The sequence below is a fragment of the Erwinia sp. 9145 genome, from assembly GCF_000745075.1.
In the GTDB taxonomy this organism is placed as follows: domain Bacteria; phylum Pseudomonadota; class Gammaproteobacteria; order Enterobacterales; family Enterobacteriaceae; genus Erwinia; species Erwinia oleae.
The window spans coordinates 3,691,417-3,710,012 of sequence record NZ_JQNE01000001.1 but is presented as its reverse complement, the minus strand read 5'-3'; the positions used below and the strand labels follow the sequence as shown (position 1 = coordinate 3,710,012).

14 protein-coding genes are annotated in these 18,596 nt (G+C 54.0%); 9 read left to right on the top strand and 5 right to left on the bottom strand.

The window, feature by feature from the left end:
- Nucleotides 1-202 precede the first annotated feature (202 nt).
- Nucleotides 203-505, top strand: a complete 303-nt coding sequence (locus FA91_RS17525; protein WP_051937269.1) for a hypothetical protein — start codon at nt 203-205, stop codon at nt 503-505.
- 241 nt (nt 506-746) lie between these two features.
- Nucleotides 747-986: a regulatory protein YcgZ gene (gene ycgZ / locus FA91_RS17520; RefSeq protein ID WP_034917819.1), complete on the top strand. Its 240-nt coding sequence runs from the start codon at nt 747-749 to the stop codon at nt 984-986.
- A 1,598-nt stretch (nt 987-2,584) separates the two neighbouring features.
- On the opposite strand, the gene gorA is transcribed toward ycgZ, so the two are convergent.
- On the bottom strand, nt 2,585-3,937 hold the full coding sequence (gorA, locus tag FA91_RS17510) for a glutathione-disulfide reductase (RefSeq protein ID WP_034917814.1): 1,353 nt from the start codon (nt 3,935-3,937) through the stop codon (nt 2,585-2,587).
- A gap of 176 nt (nt 3,938-4,113) precedes the next feature.
- Here gorA and rnz point away from each other — a divergent pair, with 176 nt between their 5' ends.
- Complete coding sequence (gene rnz, locus FA91_RS17505) at nt 4,114-5,028, top strand: ribonuclease Z (protein ID WP_034917813.1); 915 nt, start codon at nt 4,114-4,116, stop codon at nt 5,026-5,028.
- Nucleotides 5,029-5,035: 7 nt separating this feature from the next.
- On the opposite strand, the gene FA91_RS17500 is transcribed toward rnz, so the two are convergent.
- Nucleotides 5,036-5,878, bottom strand: coding sequence for a 23S rRNA (adenine(2030)-N(6))-methyltransferase RlmJ (locus FA91_RS17500; protein WP_034917811.1), 843 nt, complete (start codon nt 5,876-5,878; stop codon nt 5,036-5,038).
- Nucleotides 5,879-5,968: 90 nt separating this feature from the next.
- On the bottom strand, nt 5,969-6,793 hold the full coding sequence (locus FA91_RS17495) for a CPBP family intramembrane glutamic endopeptidase (RefSeq protein ID WP_034917808.1): 825 nt from the start codon (nt 6,791-6,793) through the stop codon (nt 5,969-5,971).
- Between the two features lie 193 nt (nt 6,794-6,986).
- Here FA91_RS17495 and prlC point away from each other — a divergent pair, with 193 nt between their 5' ends.
- Together prlC and rsmJ are read left to right on the top strand one after the other, a co-directional pair.
- Nucleotides 6,987-9,029, top strand: a complete 2,043-nt coding sequence (prlC, locus tag FA91_RS17490) for an oligopeptidase A (protein ID WP_034917806.1) — start codon at nt 6,987-6,989, stop codon at nt 9,027-9,029.
- Complete coding sequence (gene rsmJ, locus FA91_RS17485; RefSeq protein WP_034917805.1) at nt 9,030-9,779, top strand: 16S rRNA (guanine(1516)-N(2))-methyltransferase RsmJ; 750 nt, start codon at nt 9,030-9,032, stop codon at nt 9,777-9,779.
- 33 nt (nt 9,780-9,812) lie between these two features.
- On the opposite strand, the gene uspA is transcribed toward rsmJ, so the two are convergent.
- The gene (uspA, locus tag FA91_RS17480) at nt 9,813-10,253 is read right to left on the bottom strand and encodes a universal stress protein UspA (protein WP_034917801.1); all 441 of its coding nucleotides are present in this window, start codon (nt 10,251-10,253) and stop codon (nt 9,813-9,815) included.
- Between the two features lie 399 nt (nt 10,254-10,652).
- On the opposite strand from uspA, the gene uspB reads away from it, so the two are divergent.
- Complete coding sequence (gene uspB, locus FA91_RS17475) at nt 10,653-10,988, top strand: universal stress protein UspB (protein ID WP_034917798.1); 336 nt, start codon at nt 10,653-10,655, stop codon at nt 10,986-10,988.
- A 50-nt stretch (nt 10,989-11,038) separates the two neighbouring features.
- Here the strand turns inward: uspB and pitA are convergent, their stop codons facing one another.
- The gene (gene pitA, locus FA91_RS17470; RefSeq protein WP_156103098.1) at nt 11,039-12,538 is read right to left on the bottom strand and encodes an inorganic phosphate transporter PitA; all 1,500 of its coding nucleotides are present in this window, start codon (nt 12,536-12,538) and stop codon (nt 11,039-11,041) included.
- 243 nt (nt 12,539-12,781) lie between these two features.
- Between pitA and FA91_RS17465 the strand changes: the two genes are divergently transcribed.
- The 3 genes from FA91_RS17465 to FA91_RS17455 all read left to right on the top strand — a co-directional run bounded on the left by FA91_RS17465 (nt 12,782) and on the right by FA91_RS17455 (nt 18,551).
- Nucleotides 12,782-13,966, top strand: coding sequence for an NAD(P)/FAD-dependent oxidoreductase (locus tag FA91_RS17465; protein WP_034917792.1), 1,185 nt, complete (start codon nt 12,782-12,784; stop codon nt 13,964-13,966).
- Between the two features lie 136 nt (nt 13,967-14,102).
- The gene (cybB, locus tag FA91_RS17460) at nt 14,103-14,645 is read left to right on the top strand and encodes a cytochrome b561 (RefSeq protein ID WP_034917789.1); all 543 of its coding nucleotides are present in this window, start codon (nt 14,103-14,105) and stop codon (nt 14,643-14,645) included.
- 723 nt (nt 14,646-15,368) lie between these two features.
- Nucleotides 15,369-18,551 (top strand): autotransporter outer membrane beta-barrel domain-containing protein, encoded by a 3,183-nt coding sequence (locus tag FA91_RS17455; protein ID WP_034917786.1) that lies wholly within the window; start codon nt 15,369-15,371, stop codon nt 18,549-18,551.
- The last annotated feature ends 45 nt before the right edge of the window (nt 18,552-18,596 follow it).

The window sequence follows — 18,596 nt, the reverse complement described above, 5'->3', positions numbered from 1 at the left end:
AAGGAAGGACAAATTTTTTTATGTGCTTTTTTATTGTTTTATTCAGGAAGTTGGTAATTTTTCTGTTGGTTCATTTTTTTTCAGTTAATGCACCTTGCCAGCGCCACGATTATTTATTCTGAACCAGCGTTTACTTTTTGAGCTAAACTATATGCTATGAAAAGAGAATAATTTTCTTTTTTTTTAAAAAAGAGGTAAATAAATGCAATTTCACAACGAGATGATGAGTCATTCAATCATTGGTGAAGCGGCAATGAACCTCGCTTTGCGTAATGAGGAAATTTGCGTTGCGACGCTGATCCGTCAGTTAGAAATAATGCATGAAAACGCGTCAGGCGAACTGCGGGCCGAACAAATAGTGCAGGCCAGGAACTGGCTGCGCAGCTATGTGAACGTGTCCAGCCGCGATAGTCATAAGACGCATCATGGAATGATGGCAGAACTCAGTCAGGAAAAAGGAAGTGATGCCGCAAGCGCTATTCGGCTGCCAACGCAAAGAGAATAATGTGGTCAATACGGGCGCCTCCGGGGTGCCCGGTTTCGCGAACCTGATGCCATTCCGCTCGCTACTTCTCTTCTCTCAAGGCCCTTCAAGTCTGAAAATTTATCTATAAAATAATACATTAGCGCTATTCAGGGTGTTCATCGTAGGGAGAATGAAAAAAAATCTGTACAAGTTTGTATTACTTGTATAACTTTTAATGAGAGAGATTGACCATCCGATAACTTATCCTGTGAGGCTCCCCATGCAATATAACGAAAGCGTTTCAACCTCAACAAATGCTATAGCTCGCTACTTCTCCAGGGCGGCGATGCCTGTTCAGCAGGAGACGTTGGGAGAGATCGTGGTGGAGATATTGCAGTCGGGTTGTAGCCTGAACCGTAAGGCAATTTGCTCAAAGCTTTTACAGCGCCTCGAACTGGCTTCAGGTTCTGAAGAGGAAAAACATTATCAGCAGCTCATCGCGCTGTTATTTACTCACTGAAGTTGTCAGGGGGAACTGTCCGCTCCTTCTGTTTTGCAGCCGGTAATAATGCTGGCACAGCCGACAACGTTTTTGTTCCTTTTAGTAAATATATGTGCCAAAGAAAACTCTGAAAAGCCTTATCCAGATATTAGCTATCTGAATAAGGCACAATAATACGTTTACGAAAACATTTATCTACTTCCATTCCATGCGGGCCCCACAGGAACAGAGCCATTTACTGGCATCGGCGATACAGCCACCTGAATAACTATTTGCATTATGCCTGCAACGGCGCCCATGCCTGGTAATTCACCATAAACGCCGAACGCCGCGCCCCAGGCTGCACCTGACATAATTCTCTTTACTATCTCAGAGTCAGGATCGGCAAGTGGATCGCCCACACCGCCAACGAAAGTAATGTCCTTGTCACTCCGTTTTATCATGTTGAACGCCTGTAAAAGAGAAAATATATGGCCAGATTTGCCGACATGGATAGTGCAGATGATGCCCAACAAAAAAGGATAAAATTATTAAAATATGTATAGTGTATGTCGGGTAAATGATTTACAAAAGGATAAATAAAACAGATTGCTATTGATGTTATTGACATAATTAACATGTCATATTTTATATTCCGCTTTCCTTTTTTTCTTTTTTCTTTTGTCTTTTATAAAAGTGAAGTATGCCATTATCGAAAAGAAAACCGGTGAAAATGAAAAATCAAAAAAAGACATAATGCGCTCTTTACTATAGGTATGGTAAGTTTTTTATTGGTAGCTAAGTAAATTTATAATATGAAATATATCTGGACTGTCTGTGATGCGTATCACATCAGGTAAGATTCAAATGTTGAATGCGGAAATTTATAAATTTGTCTAAAATAATCTGAGGACTTGCTCACCGCTACTGCCCATGCAAGCGCCACCAAACTGATTTATTCTCATTCCGCCAGCTCAGCCGGAAACTCGCGTCGTCTTCGGCGTCTCCCGATTTCCGTCTCCACCCGTTATTGCTGTATTCATTCTGTTTATAACGGCAAGCATATTGCCGCAACGACAACGTCAGAGCGAGGCTTATTTTGAGTGAGGAGTTGAGCGCACCCTGTACGGAGAAGATAATTTTAAGCGAACAGCGTTTCAGCATGCAACTGCGATGAAGAGAACAGGCACAGAGAGGGATGATGAAATAAAGAAAACCGGCCGCCGGTACTTATATTTGTATCGTGCGGCCGGAATATTTTTTTACCTGGTGTTGGTTGCCCCGTCTGACTGACCCAAAGGGTTCAATCTTTTCCGGTTCAACGTGAGTGATTATAAATAACTCCAAGCAAAGCGTAAGCTGTACTTAAGTACTGTTAATGCATGCTTTGAAAATGAGCGGGTTAACAAGAATTTGCACGGGCAAAGGTAATTTTCTTCTAACGATTTTTTTACCTTATTCATCAGGCGAATAGCGCAGGTTATGGCAAATTACCCGGCCGATTTTTTAAGAAAAATCAGAAAAAAACTGGCGCGTTTTTTTTAAAAAGACAGGAATATTTATGTTTTGATGCTTTCCGACCGCTTTCTGGCGTAAAAAAAGCCAGCGCTGGCTGGCTTTTTTATACCACGGGATTGTTAACGCATGGTGACAAACTCTTCCGCGCCGGTGGGATGGATGGCGACGGTGTTGTCGAAGTCTTTTTTGGTGGCGCCCATTTTGAGTGCGACCGCAAAGCCCTGGAGCATTTCATCCATGCCGTAACCAATGCCATGGATGCCGACGATTTTCTCTTCTTCGCCCACGCAGACCAGCTTCATCCGGCACGGCTGGCGATGCTGTGTTACGGCGGTGTACATCGCCGTAAACGACGATTTATAGACTTTCACCGCGTCGTCGCCATACTGCTCGCGCGCCTGCGGTTCGGTCAGGCCCACGGTGCCGACAGGCGGGTGGCTGAAGACAACTGTCGGTACGTTGCTGTAGTCCAGATGCTCTTCCGGCTTGTTGTTGAACAGGCGTTCGGAGAGGCGACGTCCTGCCGCAACCGCAACCGGCGTCAGCTCGACGGCACCGGTGTTGTCGCCCACCGCGTAAATACCGGCAACGCTGGTGTTCTGGTACTTATCAACGTCAATGTAGCCTTTTTCCGTCAGCTTCACGCCGGTCACGTTAAGGTTCAGGTTGTCCGTTTCCGGCTCGCGGCCAATTGCCCATACCAGGCAGTCAACCGTCTGTTCTTTGCCGTTTTCCAGCTTCAGCGTCAGGCTGCCGTCACCGTTTTTTACGATTTCCTGAGGGACAGAGTGGGTATGCAGCGTCGGGCCTTCGGCATTCAGTACCTCAACCAGCGTATCAACAATCAGCGGATCGAAGGTGCGCAGCGGCGCGTGCTTACGCACAAACAGATGTGTTTCCGATCCCAGCGCGTTAAGCACGCCTGCGATTTCTACGGCGATATAGCCTGCACCGACAACCGCTGTACGTTTTGGCAGCGCGTCCAGTTCAAAAAAACCGTCAGAGTTAATGCCGTATTCGGCGCCGGGAATGGACGGCAGCGTAGGGCGACCGCCGGTGGCGATCAGAATATGATCGGCGGTAATTTTCTCGCCGTTAACCTCAACGGTGTGCGCATCAACAAAGCGTGCGTAGCCTTTAATCACATCAACATTGTTTTTACCCAGCACGTTATCGTACGAGGTGTGAATACGATCGATATAGGCGCTGCGATTTTTAACCAGCGTGCTCCAGTCGAAGCGGTTTACCGTGGTATCGAAGCCGTAATCCGGGCCGTACTGGTGGATCGCTTCGGCGATCTGCGCCGCATGCCACATCACTTTTTTCGGTACGCAACCCACGTTTACACAGGTGCCGCCCAGCTCTTTGGCTTCGATCAGCGCGCATTTTTGTCCATACATAGCAGCGCGGTTGATTGAAGCAATGCCGCCGCTGCCGCCACCGATGGCAAGATAATCATAATGTTTGGTCATCGAGAGGGTTCCCTGATCCAGTGAAGTAAATTGGCATAGAGTGTAACGCTACTCGGCGGATTGCCGCAAAGTTTGCGTCTATGATTGTGATAGGAGCGGCGCGCCTGCCTGAGCGATAATCCACGTTTACGGTGGCCAAAATGCCGCTCCGTCTGTCAGAGGCAATAAGGGATCGCATGGAACTTCAATTCTTAGGTACCGGCGCGGGTACGCCAGGCCGTCAGCGCAACGTGACCAGCATTGCGCTCAGCCTTGAGGGCGTCCGCAGCGGCTGCTGGCTGTTTGACTGTGGCGAAGCCACGCAGCATCAGATTATGCGCTCACCGGTGAAAATCGGCAAAATTGAGAAGATTTTCATCACCCATCTGCACGGCGATCATATTTTTGGTCTGCCGGGGCTGCTGACCAGTCGCTCGATGAACGGTATCAGCGAAGGCATCACGCTTTACGGGCCAAAGGGCATCAAAACCTTTGTGGAAACCACCCTGAGCCTGAGCGGCTCCTGGCTGACCTTTCCGCTGGACATCGTGGAAATTAGCGCGGGCGAGATCCTGAACGACGAGCATTTTCGCGTGACGGCCTGGCCGCTGACGCATCCGGTCGAATGCTACGGCTTTCGTATTGAAGAGCATGCGCGGCCCGGCGCGCTGGACGCCGATCGCCTGCTGGCGGATGGCATCCGGCCGGGCAAACTGTTTCAGCAACTAAAGCGGGGCAGGACGGTGACCATGGAGGACGGGCAGGTGGTGAACGGTCGGGATTACCTTGGCCCCTCAACGCCGGGACTGACGCTGGCAATTTTTGGCGACACCAGCCCGACAGCCGCCGCGCGGGAAGTAGCAGCCAACGCCGACGTGGTGGTGCATGAGGCGACGTTGGAAGCCGCCATGGCGGAGAAGGCTAACAGTCGCGGCCACTCTTCAACGGTGCAGGCCGCGACAATGGCAAAAGAGGCGGGCGCCAAAAAACTGATTGTCACCCATCTCAGCTCACGGTATCTGCGCGAAGACACGGCGCGCCTGCTGGCGGAGTGTCGGGCGATTTTCCCTAATACTGAGATGGCGCACGACTTTGCGGTTTTTCCGCTGTAAAGCGGGCCTACTCGGGCACGATCCAACTGACTCTGGCATGGCCCGTTCCGCCTGGCACCAGCTTTTTGTGCAGCCACGGCAGCACGGTATTCATCTGCTCTTCGAGCTTCCATGGCGGATTCACCACCACCATGCCGGAGGCGGTCATGCCGCGTCGATCGCTGTCCGGCAGCACCGCCAGCTCTGTCTGCATAATGCGGCGAATACCGCTGGCTTCCAGCCCGGCAAACAGCCGTTTGATTTGCTGGCGCATCACCACCGGATACCAGAGCGCGTAGGTGCCGGTGCCGAAGCGTTTGTGCCCCTCTTTGATGCCGTCCACCACCGCCTGATAATCCGACTTGATTTCATAGGGCGGGTCGATCAGCACCAGGCCACGCCGCGACGGCGGCGGCAGCTTTGACTTCAGTTGCTGATAGCCGTCGCTGCGTTCGGTGCGCGCGCGGTCGTCTTTCAGAAATTCATTGCGCAGTAGCGGATAGTCGCTGGGGTGCAGCTCGGTCAGATGCAGCTTATCCTGCGGGCGCATCAGATGGCGGGCGATGAGCGGCGATCCCGGATAGAAGCGCAGCTTGCCGTTGGGGTTCAGCGCACTCACGCAGCTGATGTAGCTCTCCAGCTCTGCCGGCAGGTCGTCCTGCTGCCAGATACGGGCGATACCTTCCAGATACTCGCCCGTGCGCTCGGCATGTTCGCCACTGAGCTGATAGCGCCCGGCTCCCGCGTGGGTATCAAGGTAAAACCAGGGTTTTTCCTTCTCATTCAGCGCGCTGACGATCAGGCTTAGTACGGTATGTTTGAGGACGTCGGCATGATTGCCGGCGTGAAAACTGTGGCGATAACTGAGCATGTAGTGAGATCTGTCCGGTGGGAAAAGGCAATCGTGCCGCCGCAGCGGCACAGGTTGCAGGCAGTATACCTTTATAGCGGCAAAAATGCGCTAACCAGGCAGGCGTTGCAATACCGGATAGGTAAAGAACAGCAGATGCAGCATGTTAAAGGCGAAGTGCGCCAGCGTGGCCACCCATAAACGGCCGCTCCACAGCCAGGCCAGGCCATAAATCACGCCCGCCATGCTGGCGAAAATAACAAGCAGCACGCCGCCGGAAAGGTGCGCCAGACCAAACAGCAGCGCGGCCAGCAGCAGTCCCCATACGTTGCCAATCCACTGACTCAGCCGCTGTTGAATATAGCCGCGAAACAGCGCTTCCTCGGCCAGCGAAACGAAGAACAGATTAGCCAGCGCGAACGAACCGAGCCAGGCGGGCCAGTGAAGCTCCACATCCAGACCGCCGATCACCGTAGCGATGAGCAGCAGCACCGGCATCGACATCAGCAATACCAACCACCACAGTCGGTTAGCGGGCGGCACGCCGGGCCTTTTCAGCAGCGTGGGCATACAGCCCAGCAGCAGAAAGGGGATCATCGCCTTGTCAAAATTGTAATAGAAGGTGAAAGGCGCGCTCTCAGGGCCGGCCTTAACGCCGGAAACAATCAGCTGATTATTAAAGCCCGGCACCAGATGCAGCATCAGCGTGATGGCACCGACAACGAGGACGATTTCGCCGGGCAGAGAGAAAACCGACTGGCCGCGCGCCTTCGAGCAGTAAACGGCAACCGCACCGGTTATCAGAAGCGCAATGATGGCGAGCGGCTGGAGGGTATGATCCCAGATTGCCATCGCCAACGTCACCGCCAGCAGCGATAACGACACGCGCAGGTTAAAGGGTAAAAAAAGCAATGAGGCGGCAAATAAGTACCACATAAACAGGCTCCCTGTGGATTTGGATACTGCCATTACGGCATGGCGGGGCAAGTATGCTATTTGCTTCTCTGCCAGGCAAACGGTTCTTTGTCGTAGGGCGCGGCATTGATTTTCAGCGCGCTTAGCCTCATGTTAATGTGATTGCGCATTCAACTGCGCCTCACTTACCGATCATGACAACAAGGACCGCGCTATGACCAATCCGCTACTTTCCCGTTTCACTCTTCCTCCTTTCTCCGCCATTAAACCCGAACACATCGTTCCCGCCGTGACCGAGGCGCTGGCGGCGTGCCGTGCGGAAGTGGAGAAGGTGGTGGCTCAGGGCGCACCTTATACCTGGGAAAACCTGGTTCAGCCGCTGGCTGAAGTTGACGATCGTCTTGGCCGCCTTTTTTCACCGGTAAGCCACCTGAATTCGGTTAAAAACAGCCCGGAACTGCGCGAGGCCTATGAGCAAACGCTGCCGCTGCTCTCTGAATACAGTACCTGGGTTGGCCAGCACGAAGGGCTTTATCAGGCGTACCGCAATCTGAAAGAGAACAGCTACGCGCAGCTGGATGCCCCGCAGAAGAAAGCGGTGGACAATGCGCTGCGTGATTTTGAGCTATCCGGTATCGGCCTGTCGAAAGAGAAGCAGAAACGCTATGGCGAAATCGCCGCGCGCCTCTCCGAACTGGGCTCGACCTACAGCAACAACGTGCTTGATGCGACGATGGGCTGGAGCAAACTGATTACCGATGAATCCGAGCTTGCCGGGATGCCGGAAAGCGCACTGGCAGCGGCCAAAGCGCAGGCCGAAGCCAAAGAACAGCAGGGCTGGCTGCTGACGCTGGATATCCCCAGCTACCTGCCGGTCATGACCTATTGCGACCACGCCGCGCTGCGCGAAGAGATGTACCGCGCCTATTCCACCCGCGCCTCCGACCAGGGGCCAAACGCGGGCAAATGGGATAACAGCAAGGTGATGGAGGAGGAACTGGCGCTGCGCCACGAGCTGGCTCAGCTTTTGGGCTTCAGCTCGTTCGCTGAAAAATCGTTAGCCACTAAAATGGCGGAGAACCCGGCGCAGGTCACTGATTTCCTGAACGATCTGGCGAAGCGCGCGCGTCCGCAGGCCGAAAAAGAGCTTGAGCAACTGCGTGCCTTTGCGAAGAAAGAGCATGGCATTGATGAGCTGAACCCGTGGGATCTGACGTACTACGGCGAAAAACAGAAGCAGCATCTGTACACCATCAGCGACGAGCAGCTTCGTCCGTACTTCCCGGAAGAGCGCGCGGTTAACGGCCTGTTTGAGGTGGTTAAACGTATTTACGGCATCACCGCTAAGGAGCGTAAAGACGTGGATGTATGGCATGACGACGTCCGTTTCTTTGACCTCTTCGACGAAAGCGGCGAGCTGCGCGGCAGCTTCTATCTGGATCTCTACGCGCGTGAAAACAAACGTGGCGGCGCCTGGATGGACGACTGCGTTGGGCAGATGCGCCTCGCCGACGGCACGTTACAGAAGCCGGTTGCCTATTTAACCTGTAACTTTAACCGTCCGGTCAGCGGCAAGCCTGCGCTGTTTACGCATGACGAAGTGACCACGCTGTTCCACGAATTTGGCCACGGACTGCATCATATGCTGACCCGCGTCGAAACCCCCGGCGTGGCCGGTATCAGCGGCGTGCCGTGGGATGCGGTAGAGCTGCCAAGCCAGTTTATGGAGAACTGGTGCTGGGAGCCGGACGCGCTGGCGTTCATTTCCGGCCATTATGAAACCGGCGAACCGCTGCCGCAGGCGCTGCTCGATAAGATGCTGGCGGCGAAAAACTATCAGGCGGCGCTGTTTATTCTGCGCCAGCTTGAGTTCGGCCTCTTCGATTTCCGCCTCCATGCAGAATTCGATCCGGCGAAAGGCGCGCAGATTCTGGAGATGCTGCGGGAGATTAAGAAACGCGTTGCAGTGGTACCAAGCCCGGCATGGGGCCGCTTTCCGCATGCCTTCAGCCACATTTTCGCCGGCGGTTACGCGGCAGGATACTACAGCTATCTGTGGGCCGATGTGCTGGCAGCAGATGCCTACTCGCGCTTCAAAGAGGAAGGGATCTTTAACCGCGAAACGGGCCAGTCATTCCTTGATAATATTCTGACCCGTGGCGGCTCGGAAGAGCCGATGGAGCTGTTCAAGCGCTTCCGTGGACGCGAGCCGCAGCTGGATGCCATGCTTGAGCATTATGGTATTCAGGAACAGTAAGTGAACATCTGTTTAGTCGATGAATCGGGCGCCGGAGACGGCGCCTTATCTGTTTTAGCAGCGCGCTGGCAGCTTCAGCAGGATGACAACGCGTTGATGGCGCTGGTCATGACCGGCGAGCATCTGGAACTGCGTAAGCGCGATGAGCCAAAGCTGGGCGGCATCCGGGTGGATTTCACCAGCGGCGCGATGGATCACCGACGCCGTTTCGGCGGCGGGCGCGGCGAGGCGGTGGCGAAGGCGGCAGGCATCAAGAGCGGCTATCTGCCTACGGTGATCGATGCCACGGCGGGCCTCGGGCGCGACGCCTTCGTGCTGGCCGCGCTGGGCTGTGAGGTTAGGATGTTTGAGCGCCATCCGGTGGTTGCCGCGCTGTTGGATGACGGGCTGCAACGCGGCTACCGGCATCCGGAGATCGGCGGCTGGCTGCGGGCACGGCTGACGCTGATCCATGCTTCCAGCCTGGCAGCGCTGGCGGCGATCGATGACAGGCCAGACGTGGTGTATCTCGATCCTATGTATCCGCACCGGCAAAAAAGCGCGTTGGTGAAGAAGGAGATGCGGGTGTTTCAGTCGCTGGTGGGGGCTGATGACGACGCGGACGGCCTGCTGGAACCCGCCCGGCGGCTGGCGAAAAAACGCGTGGTGGTGAAGCGGCCCGACTATGCGCCGCCGCTGGCAGGTATCGCGACAACCTCAGCGATCGTCACCAAAAGCCATCGCTTTGATATCTATCCACCGCTGGGCTGATGAGTAAACGGGCGAGCCTGCCGCCCGTTTATTTTACTCGTCTTCGTCCTCATCGCGCAGCGGCACAATCAGCATGTCAATATGTACGGTGTTGATGAGCTGGCGCGCCGATGACATCAGCTTGCTCCAGAAATCCTGATGATGACCACACACCACTAAATCCACGTTGTACTTCTTAATCGCATCCACCAGCACCTGGCCCAGATCACCGCTGCCGCTCAGCGTTTCAGAGATGGGATAGCCAGCGCCGTGAGACAGTTCGGTAAGCGCGGAATGGGTTTCTTCAGATATGCGTTTTTGCATGTCGCCAAGGTTGACATCAATCAAGCCGGTGTAGAGATCGGAATAATTCACATCAACGTGGATCAGCGAGATTTTGGCATCGTAAGGACGCGCCATGGATACCGCTTTTTCCACCAGCAGCTTGCTTTCTGGTGAAAGGTCTACGGCAATCAGAATGTGTTTGTAAGACATAACGATACTCCTTTCATGCGATGCGGCCTGGTAACAACCGTCAAGGTATGCGTCTTAAAGTCCTGAAATCCTGTGAACACGATGTGGATTTCGCGTGAGGGGTAAGCGAATCAGCGCTCGCCGCCGCCTTTATTATTGATCGCTTTTAAGTATAGACCGAATTGTTAACAGAATCTGTGCCATAACGCGCGGTTTACAAAGGGCGTCATAATGAAAATTTTTCCGTCCGGATAAGTAAACTGCGCTGGAAAACTTTTAATCAGATCTCCTACACTATTAATGACGGGCCGGGGTGCTCGCGCCGCTGTGATAATAAAAAATCGCTAATTCTGTGGTTGACGATCCATCGTGAAGCCTGCCTGCGCAGCTTATTCACTGATGCTAAGTCGGGAGGAGATGATGATCAGCACCATCGCGCTTTTCTGGGCTCTTTGCTTCGTTTGTGTAATTAATATGGCTCGCTATTTTTCTTCTCTGCGTGCGCTGCTGGTGGTGCTTCGCGGCTGCGATCCGTTGCTTTATCAGTACGTCGACGGCGCCGGGTTTTTTACCTCGCACGGTCAGCCCAGCAAGCAGGTGCGGCTGGTGCGCTATATCTGGACGCAGCGCTACCTTGATCATCATGATGATGAGTTTATCCGCCGCTGCGAGCGGGTGCGCGGCCAGTTTTTGCTGACCAGCGCGCTGTGCGGGTTAGTGGTTATCAGCCTGATTGGCCTGATCATCTGGCACTGAACGAAAAAAAGGGTGGGCAACATGCCCACCCTTTTCTGCTCTCATACCGCTCAGACGAACTTCAGCGCCACCCAGTAAAGACAGCCGGACAGCACAATTGAAACGGGCAGGGTGAGCACCCAGGCCAGCAGAATATTCTTGATGGTCTTGCCCTGCACGCCACCACCGTCAACCAGCATGGTGCCCGCCACCGAGGAAGAGAGCACGTGCGTGGTTGACACAGGCATGCCGGTATAGCTGGCGACACCGATTGAAACCGCCGCCGTCATCTGCGCCGCCATGCCCTGCGCGTAGGTCATGCCTTTCTTACCAATCTTCTCGCCGATGGTGGTGGCAACACGACGCCAGCCGACCATGGTGCCGAGCGCCAGTGCCATCGCCACGGCAATGATGATCCACACCGGCGCGTACTCGACGGTATTCAGCAAATCGCCCTTAAGCTGACTGAGGAAACGACGATCTTCGCCATTGGTTTCCGGCAGCTTGGCCGCTTTGTCCGCCGTATCAGAGATACACATCAGCAGACGGCGAAGCTGCGCGCGCTGATCGAGGCTGAGCGCATCATAGCTTTGCAGATTGTTCAGCAGACCCTGCGCACGCTCAATAGCGGGCAGCGCGCGAGACGCGTTGCAGTGAAACTCCTTCGGGCCGTCCCGGTTCTCTTCCGGCGTGGGCACCGCAGGCGGCGCCATCTGCACAATGTGTGTCAGCGTTTCCGGCTTCTGCTGATAGAACTGTCCCAGATGATTGACCGCATCGCGCGTGCGGGTGATGTCATAACCGGAGGCGTTCATATTGACCACAAAGCCCGCAGGCGCCACGCCAATCAGCACCAGCATAATCAGGCCGATGCCTTTCTGGCCGTCGTTGGCACCGTGAGAATAGCTGACGCCGATGGCAGAAACGATCAGGGCGATCCGCGTCCAGAACGGCGGTTTTTTCTTGCCGTCGATTTTTTCACGTTCGGCTGGCGTCATATGGATACGGCGGCGTTTTTTGCTGCCGCTCCAGTAGCGACGCAGGATGAATACCAGCCCGCCTGCGATGATCAGGCCGACAATGGGTGAAATCACCAGCGACAGAAAGATGCCGATCATTTTTGGGATATTCAGCGCTTCTACCACCGAGGTGCCGGTCAGTAGCGCGTTGGTCAGGCCGATACCAATGATGGCACCGATAAGCGTGTGTGAACTGGAGGCAGGCAGACCAAAATACCAGGTGCCGAGGTTCCAGATAATCGCGGCCAGCAGCATGGAAAAGACCATGGCCAGTCCATGAGCGGAACCGACGTTTAACAGGAGATCGGTGGGAAGCAGATGGACAATCGCGTACGCAACGCTCAGCCCGCCTAACAGCACACCAAAGAAATTGAATACCCCCGCCATGACGACTGCCAACTGCGAGCGCATCGCGCGGGTATAGATAACCGTAGCCACTGCATTTGCCGTATCGTGAAAGCCGTTGATGGCCTCATAAAACAGAACGAACAGCAGCGCAAGAACAAGTAACAGGCCGGTATGATAATCAAGACCAGCAAACAGATGTAGCATAAGCGTTACGCCATATTTTTGAAGGACATGAACGCGGCGCATTATCCGCGAGAAACTGCGCCAGGGGAAAGCAAAATATAGTCTTTTTTGACAGATTTATGTCAGCTATCAAACGCAGGCAACACAATATGTCGAAAAATCATCCGGTTAATAAATGTTTCTGGGATGACAGGCCGGTGACGCTGGCATCGATCCAGGCAACTCTCTACAATCACCGTCTTTTAAGCAGGTGGGCAAACGCGCGTGGAAAAGTTTGACGTTATTATCATCGGTGCCGGGGCAGCCGGGCTGTTCTGCGCTGCGCAGGCCGGGCAGCGCGGCAGGCGCGTACTGCTGCTTGATAACGGTAAAAAGGCCGGGCGCAAAATATTGATGTCCGGCGGCGGACGCTGTAATTTCACCAACCTCTATACCGAGCCGTCGGCCTACCTTTCCCACAATCCTCACTTTTGTAAATCCGCGCTGGCGCGCTACACCCAATGGGATTTTATCGATCTGGTGAATCGACACGGCATCGCCTGGCACGAAAAAACGCTCGGCCAGCTGTTCTGCGACGACACCGCGCAGCAGATTGTCGATCTGCTGCTGAAGGAGTGCGAGGCGGGGCAGGTGACTCTGCGCCTGCGCAGCGAGGTGCTGAGCGTTGAGCGTGATGAAGGTGGCTATACGCTGGCGCTGAACGGCGCAACCGTGCGGGCGGAGAAGCTGGTGATCGCTACCGGCGGATTGTCGATGCCGGGGCTGGGCGCATCGCCGTTTGGCTATAAAATCGCGGAGCAGTTTGGCCTGAACGTTTATCCCACCCGCGCGGGCCTGGTGCCGTTCACGCTGCACAAGCCGCTGCTGGCGCAGTTACAAACCCTCTCTGGCGTGGCGGTACCCGCCGTTCTGACCGCCGAAAATGGCACGGTATTTAAAGAAGCGCTGCTGTTTACTCACCGCGGGCTCTCCGGCCCGGCGGTGCTTCAGCTTTCCAGCTACTGGCAGCCGGGCGAATTCATCACGGTCGATCTGTCGCCGGCGTGCGATCTTCATCAGCTTATGAATGAAGAGCGTGAGGCGCACCCGAATCAGAGCCTGAAAAATACGCTGGCGAAGGTGCTGCCGCGCCGTCTGGTGGAGTGTCTGCAACTGCTGGGTATCGTGCCGGAATGTTCGCTCAGGCAACTTAACAGCCGTCAACAGGAAGCGCTGGCCTCCGCGTTGCACCAGTGGCGCGTGCAGCCGAACGGCACGGAAGGCTATCGCACCGCCGAAGTGACGCTTGGCGGCGTGGATACCACGCTGCTGTCATCAAAAACGATGGAGGCCCGCGACGTGCCGGGCCTGTACTTCATCGGCGAGGTGATCGACGTTACCGGCTGGCTCGGGGGCTACAACTTTCAGTGGGCCTGGAGCTCGGCCTGGGCCTGCGCGCAGGCGATTTGAGCGACCTCTGTTTACCGGCTTGCTTTTATATCGCTCATTAGCGCAGAAAAAGGATTATCCAGAAGTTAATAAATGATACAGAGTAGAGTAATGAGAATTGTTATATTTTACCTTCTGTAAAGGCCCGCATTGAGACATGAACAACTACGCCGCTTCACAAATTTTCCTGCACTGGCTGACGCTACTCCTGCTTGTCCTCGCCTATGGCACGGTGCAAATCCGGCCGTGGGTGCCGGACGGGCCATCATGGCAGGGCTATGCGGTCGCCATTACCCATATTACCGCCGGCGCGACCGTGTTTTGCCTGATGCTGCTGCGGCTTTTTCTGCGGCTGATTAAACGCACTCCCGCTATCGTGCCGGTACCGAAGCGCTGGCATACCGGCATGGCGCATCTTACGCATACCTGCCTGTATGCGCTTTTTATCGCCCTGCCTGCCAGCGCCATTCTCTCGCGCTATTTTTGGGGGGCGGAGTGGAGCCTGTACGGCGTGGCGATGCCTTATGCCGACGCTGCGGATCACACCCTTTCCAAACGTTTTAACCAGTGGCATAAACTGCTGGCTCCGCTGGGGTACTGGCTGATTGGTTTACATACCGCCGCCGCGCTGGCGCACCACTATCTGTTTAAGGACAATACGCTGCTGCGCATGATGCCTTCGCGGCGTCAGCGCCGGTAGCATCACCACAGGCACAGCTTCTTTAACCGCTGCGACAGCGGATTGCGCCGGCGATCGCCAACGCTGTGCGCCATCCGGCGCGCACGGCCACCTTATTTTTACCCATTACAGGATTGGGTCATCATTATAAAGCGAATTATTACATTAATTATTTAATCTTTCTGTCAACCGTCACGCTTATGGATTCCAGTAATATGTGATACAACCTGGGATCAGAGCAAAAGGCATTATAATGTTGCGTCAGTGTGAAGATGGTTTTATTTCAACGCCAGCCTGAATTTAATTTTTTGTTATTTTTGGGTGCTTTTTATTCGTTATTAGCGTAGTTGAATCTTATAAAACAGGATTTCTTTGTTTTTCATCGCCGTTGTACATCACAAGGGCGTTTTTATTTTAAAAGAAACAGTTATTTAACGTATTCTTTCTTCTTTGCAGGTGTTGAAAAACCTGGCTTTAACCGAAAAGATAAGGTTAAACGAAAGCCTTTATTACCATAACTAATGAAATCGAACGCGATTTACTCTGGCGAGCTGTTTTACTTATTTTACTTTTAGATGTAACATTTGTTCGTATTTATTTTAAATTGATTGCGTGCTAATTATTTTATGCTGACGCTTCTACTGGTGTTGCCATTAATACAGATCTCAATGAATGACTATTGAGGGCCCAATGCAGGATTGATACCTGTGTCTTTGTCCGGGCCGCTATACAAAGGAATGTCTCATGTTTATTAATAAAAAATTCTTCTCACTTAATATAATAACGCTGGCGTTATTCCCGTTTTATGTCTCAGCAGCTTCTTCGTCCGCCTGGGTGGCGGAAAACGGCGCGGTCGTTACCGCAGATGACAACTACACCACCACCACGCAAGATGACGTTCCGCTACGGGTCAACGGTGAAAACAGCCTGTTGATAACCGATCTCGGGACCGTTTTTACCAGCGCCGCCGACGCCACCGACGTTGCACAGGTGACAGATAAAGGCACGCTGCAACTTAATCGCTCCTCACTTTATGCGCAAAAAGCCTCATCCAATGGCATAAAAGTCACGGACGGCACGCTGGAAATGAACGGCGGGCTGGTCGGTACTGCCGGGGGGAATAACAATGGCATTCTGGCTACTCAAAATTCAAACATCACGCTGAATAACGCGCAGGTCGCGCTCAGCGGCATTAACAGCGTGGCAATCAATCTGTCGGGCGGCACGCTGACCGCGAACGATATTGGCATCACCAGCGGCGATGCAGGTAACTTTGGCATCCGACTGGAAGACGGTACGGTTGCAAAAGTGGACAATGCAAAAATAGCCTTAGGCAACGCGGGTGCGCGGCACAGTCTGTATATCCTCAACAGTACGTTTGAAGGCAAAAACGTGGTCATTACCTCGGCAGCGACCGCCGCCGCCGCCATCCGTTTAGATAAAGGCAGTAATACCACTGATATTTCAAGCGTCACCCTTACCGACAGCAGCATTAACGCTGCCGACGTTGGGGTGAGAGTAATGAACGGCGTACTGACGCTGAACAATGTGGATGTTAATTCGGTCAGTCATGCCGTTGACGTTAACCAGGACGAAGGTACAGTACTGATTGATGGCGGCTCCTATACCACCACAGGGGATGAGGCGGACGCACTGATTGTCATGTCGGATCAGGCCCTGCTGACCGCGACGAACACCCGTATTGCTACACAGGGCGACAACGCCACCGCCGTTGCTGCTCTGCTCGGCACGGCAATCGTAAAAGATAGCGAGCTCTCAACCACCGGCGATTACGCATATGGTCTCTACTCGCATGGCAGCGTCGAGGGCGAAGGCCTGACCATTACCACGTCAGGCATAAGCAGTCATGCCGTTGTTGCCGCACTTGGCGGTGAAACCACGGCCAGAGAAAGCGTTATTCACACCCGCGGGGACAACAGCGTAGGGCTGTTTGCGATGCATAATTCAACCGTTAATGCTGACGGTGTGGATCTTCGCACCGAGGGGGTCAATGCGCATGGCATGCGGATAACCTACGGCGGCGCGCTCAACGTCAGCAACAGCATCATCACCGCCGAACAGGCTGAAGGGCTGTATGTCATCATGCCAAGCCCGGCTAATGAGCCACAGCCGCAGGCGACGCTGGATAACGTTGCGCTGACCAGCGCCAATTCGACGGCGATCCTGGCAGGTGGAACAAATGGTTTTCAGCTTACGCTGAAGAATAAGACCACGGTTTCCGGTGGTAACGGCGAAGCTATCAGGGCAAGCGCGATCATTGATGACAACCCTGACGTTGCTCCGGTGTATGCAAATATTACGACAACGGCGGCGGGACAGGTCAGGCTGTTGGGCGATGTGGTAACCGACAGCTATGAAAACCGCATTGATTTATCGTTAGCCGACGGTTCCGAACTGCATGGCGCAACGCAGAACGTTAACAGCCTGGCGCTGGATGACAGCAGCGTATGGCTGATGAGTGCAGACTCAAACGTGAAAACGCTGAAGCAGAATGGTCACGTTATGTTTAAACGCGGCGGGGATTATCGCACCCTGACCGTAGACGGCGACCTGAGCGGAAACGGTAACTTTACCCTTAATACTCACCTTGGAGGCGATGACTCGCCTTCAGATAAGGTACACGTCAAAGGCAAGGCAGAAGGTAGCTACAACGTTACCTTCACTAACACGGATGGCGCAGGCGTACAAACCGATGCCGGTATTAAGGTTATCCAGGTTGACGGCGACACGCAGGGGGCCACCTTTACCCAGGCGGGCCGTGCCGTTGCGGGAAATTATGAGTATTACCTGAATAAAGTGGGTAATAACGACTGGTATCTTCAGGCTTCTTACGCCGCCGTTGAGCCGGGAGAAGAGGCGGTTACGCCACCGATTGATGACAGCAATCCGGATGATAACCAGAACAAGCCGGACAATAATGGCGGCAACAACGATGGTAACAACGGCGGCAACAACGGCGGTAACGACCAGGGTAATAAGCCCGATACGCCTAAAACTTACCGTGCGGAGACGGCAGGCTATCTGATGACGCCGTATCTGAATGCGGCGTATGGCTTTATGTCAGTGGGTGCTTACCACCAGCGTATGGGCGCTTACCGCGACGGTCAGGCTGCCTGGGGACGCGTTTATGGACGTCATGACAGCTTCGGTGCCGATCGATTTGGTTATAACGTTAACAGCTCATACATCCAGTTGGGCGGTGACGTTTACAATCAGACACTCAGCAACGGCTGGCAGGCAAAAGCAGGCCCGATGATTACCCTGGGACGTCAGAACAGCGCCAATCAGGACTACGCACGTCGCGCGCGAGCAGGGTTGTCGGTGAATACCGGGCATGCATACACCACCGCTTACGGCGTGGGCGGCTACTTCACGGCACTGCATGATGACGGCACCTATGTTGATACCGTGGCGCAGCTTACCCGCTACAGCAATCGTCTGCACAGCGACTCATCGGCGAAGCTGGACAGTTATGGTCTGGTGGTTTCCGGAGAAGTGGGCAAGCCTTATACGCTCTCAGGCCGCGTCAAAATTGAGCCGCAGGCGCAGCTCATGGTGCAATATATGAACGTCAGTCAGACCGAATCCGCAGACGTGAAGCTGAACGATCAGAACTTCTTTATTGGCCAGGCTCGCGGCGGAATGCGTCTGTTCTATGACGGAGCGCGTGCGCAGCCTTATGTGAAAGCAGATATGGTGCAGCAAATTGGCGCAACGCCGGGCGTCATGATGAATTCAGAGCGGCTGAAGCCAGAAGTTCATAAAGCACAGTGGCAGGCTGGCGCAGGCGTCAGCGCCAACGTGGATAAGAATCTGCGCGTCTATGCTGAAGGTCAGTACTCACATACCTTCAGCAAGGGAATTGAGGGCTATACCGGGTCGTTGGGCCTGGAATATAAGTTCTGAGCAAGGCGATAAAAAAAGCCCGCGACTGTCGCGGGCTTTTCGCTT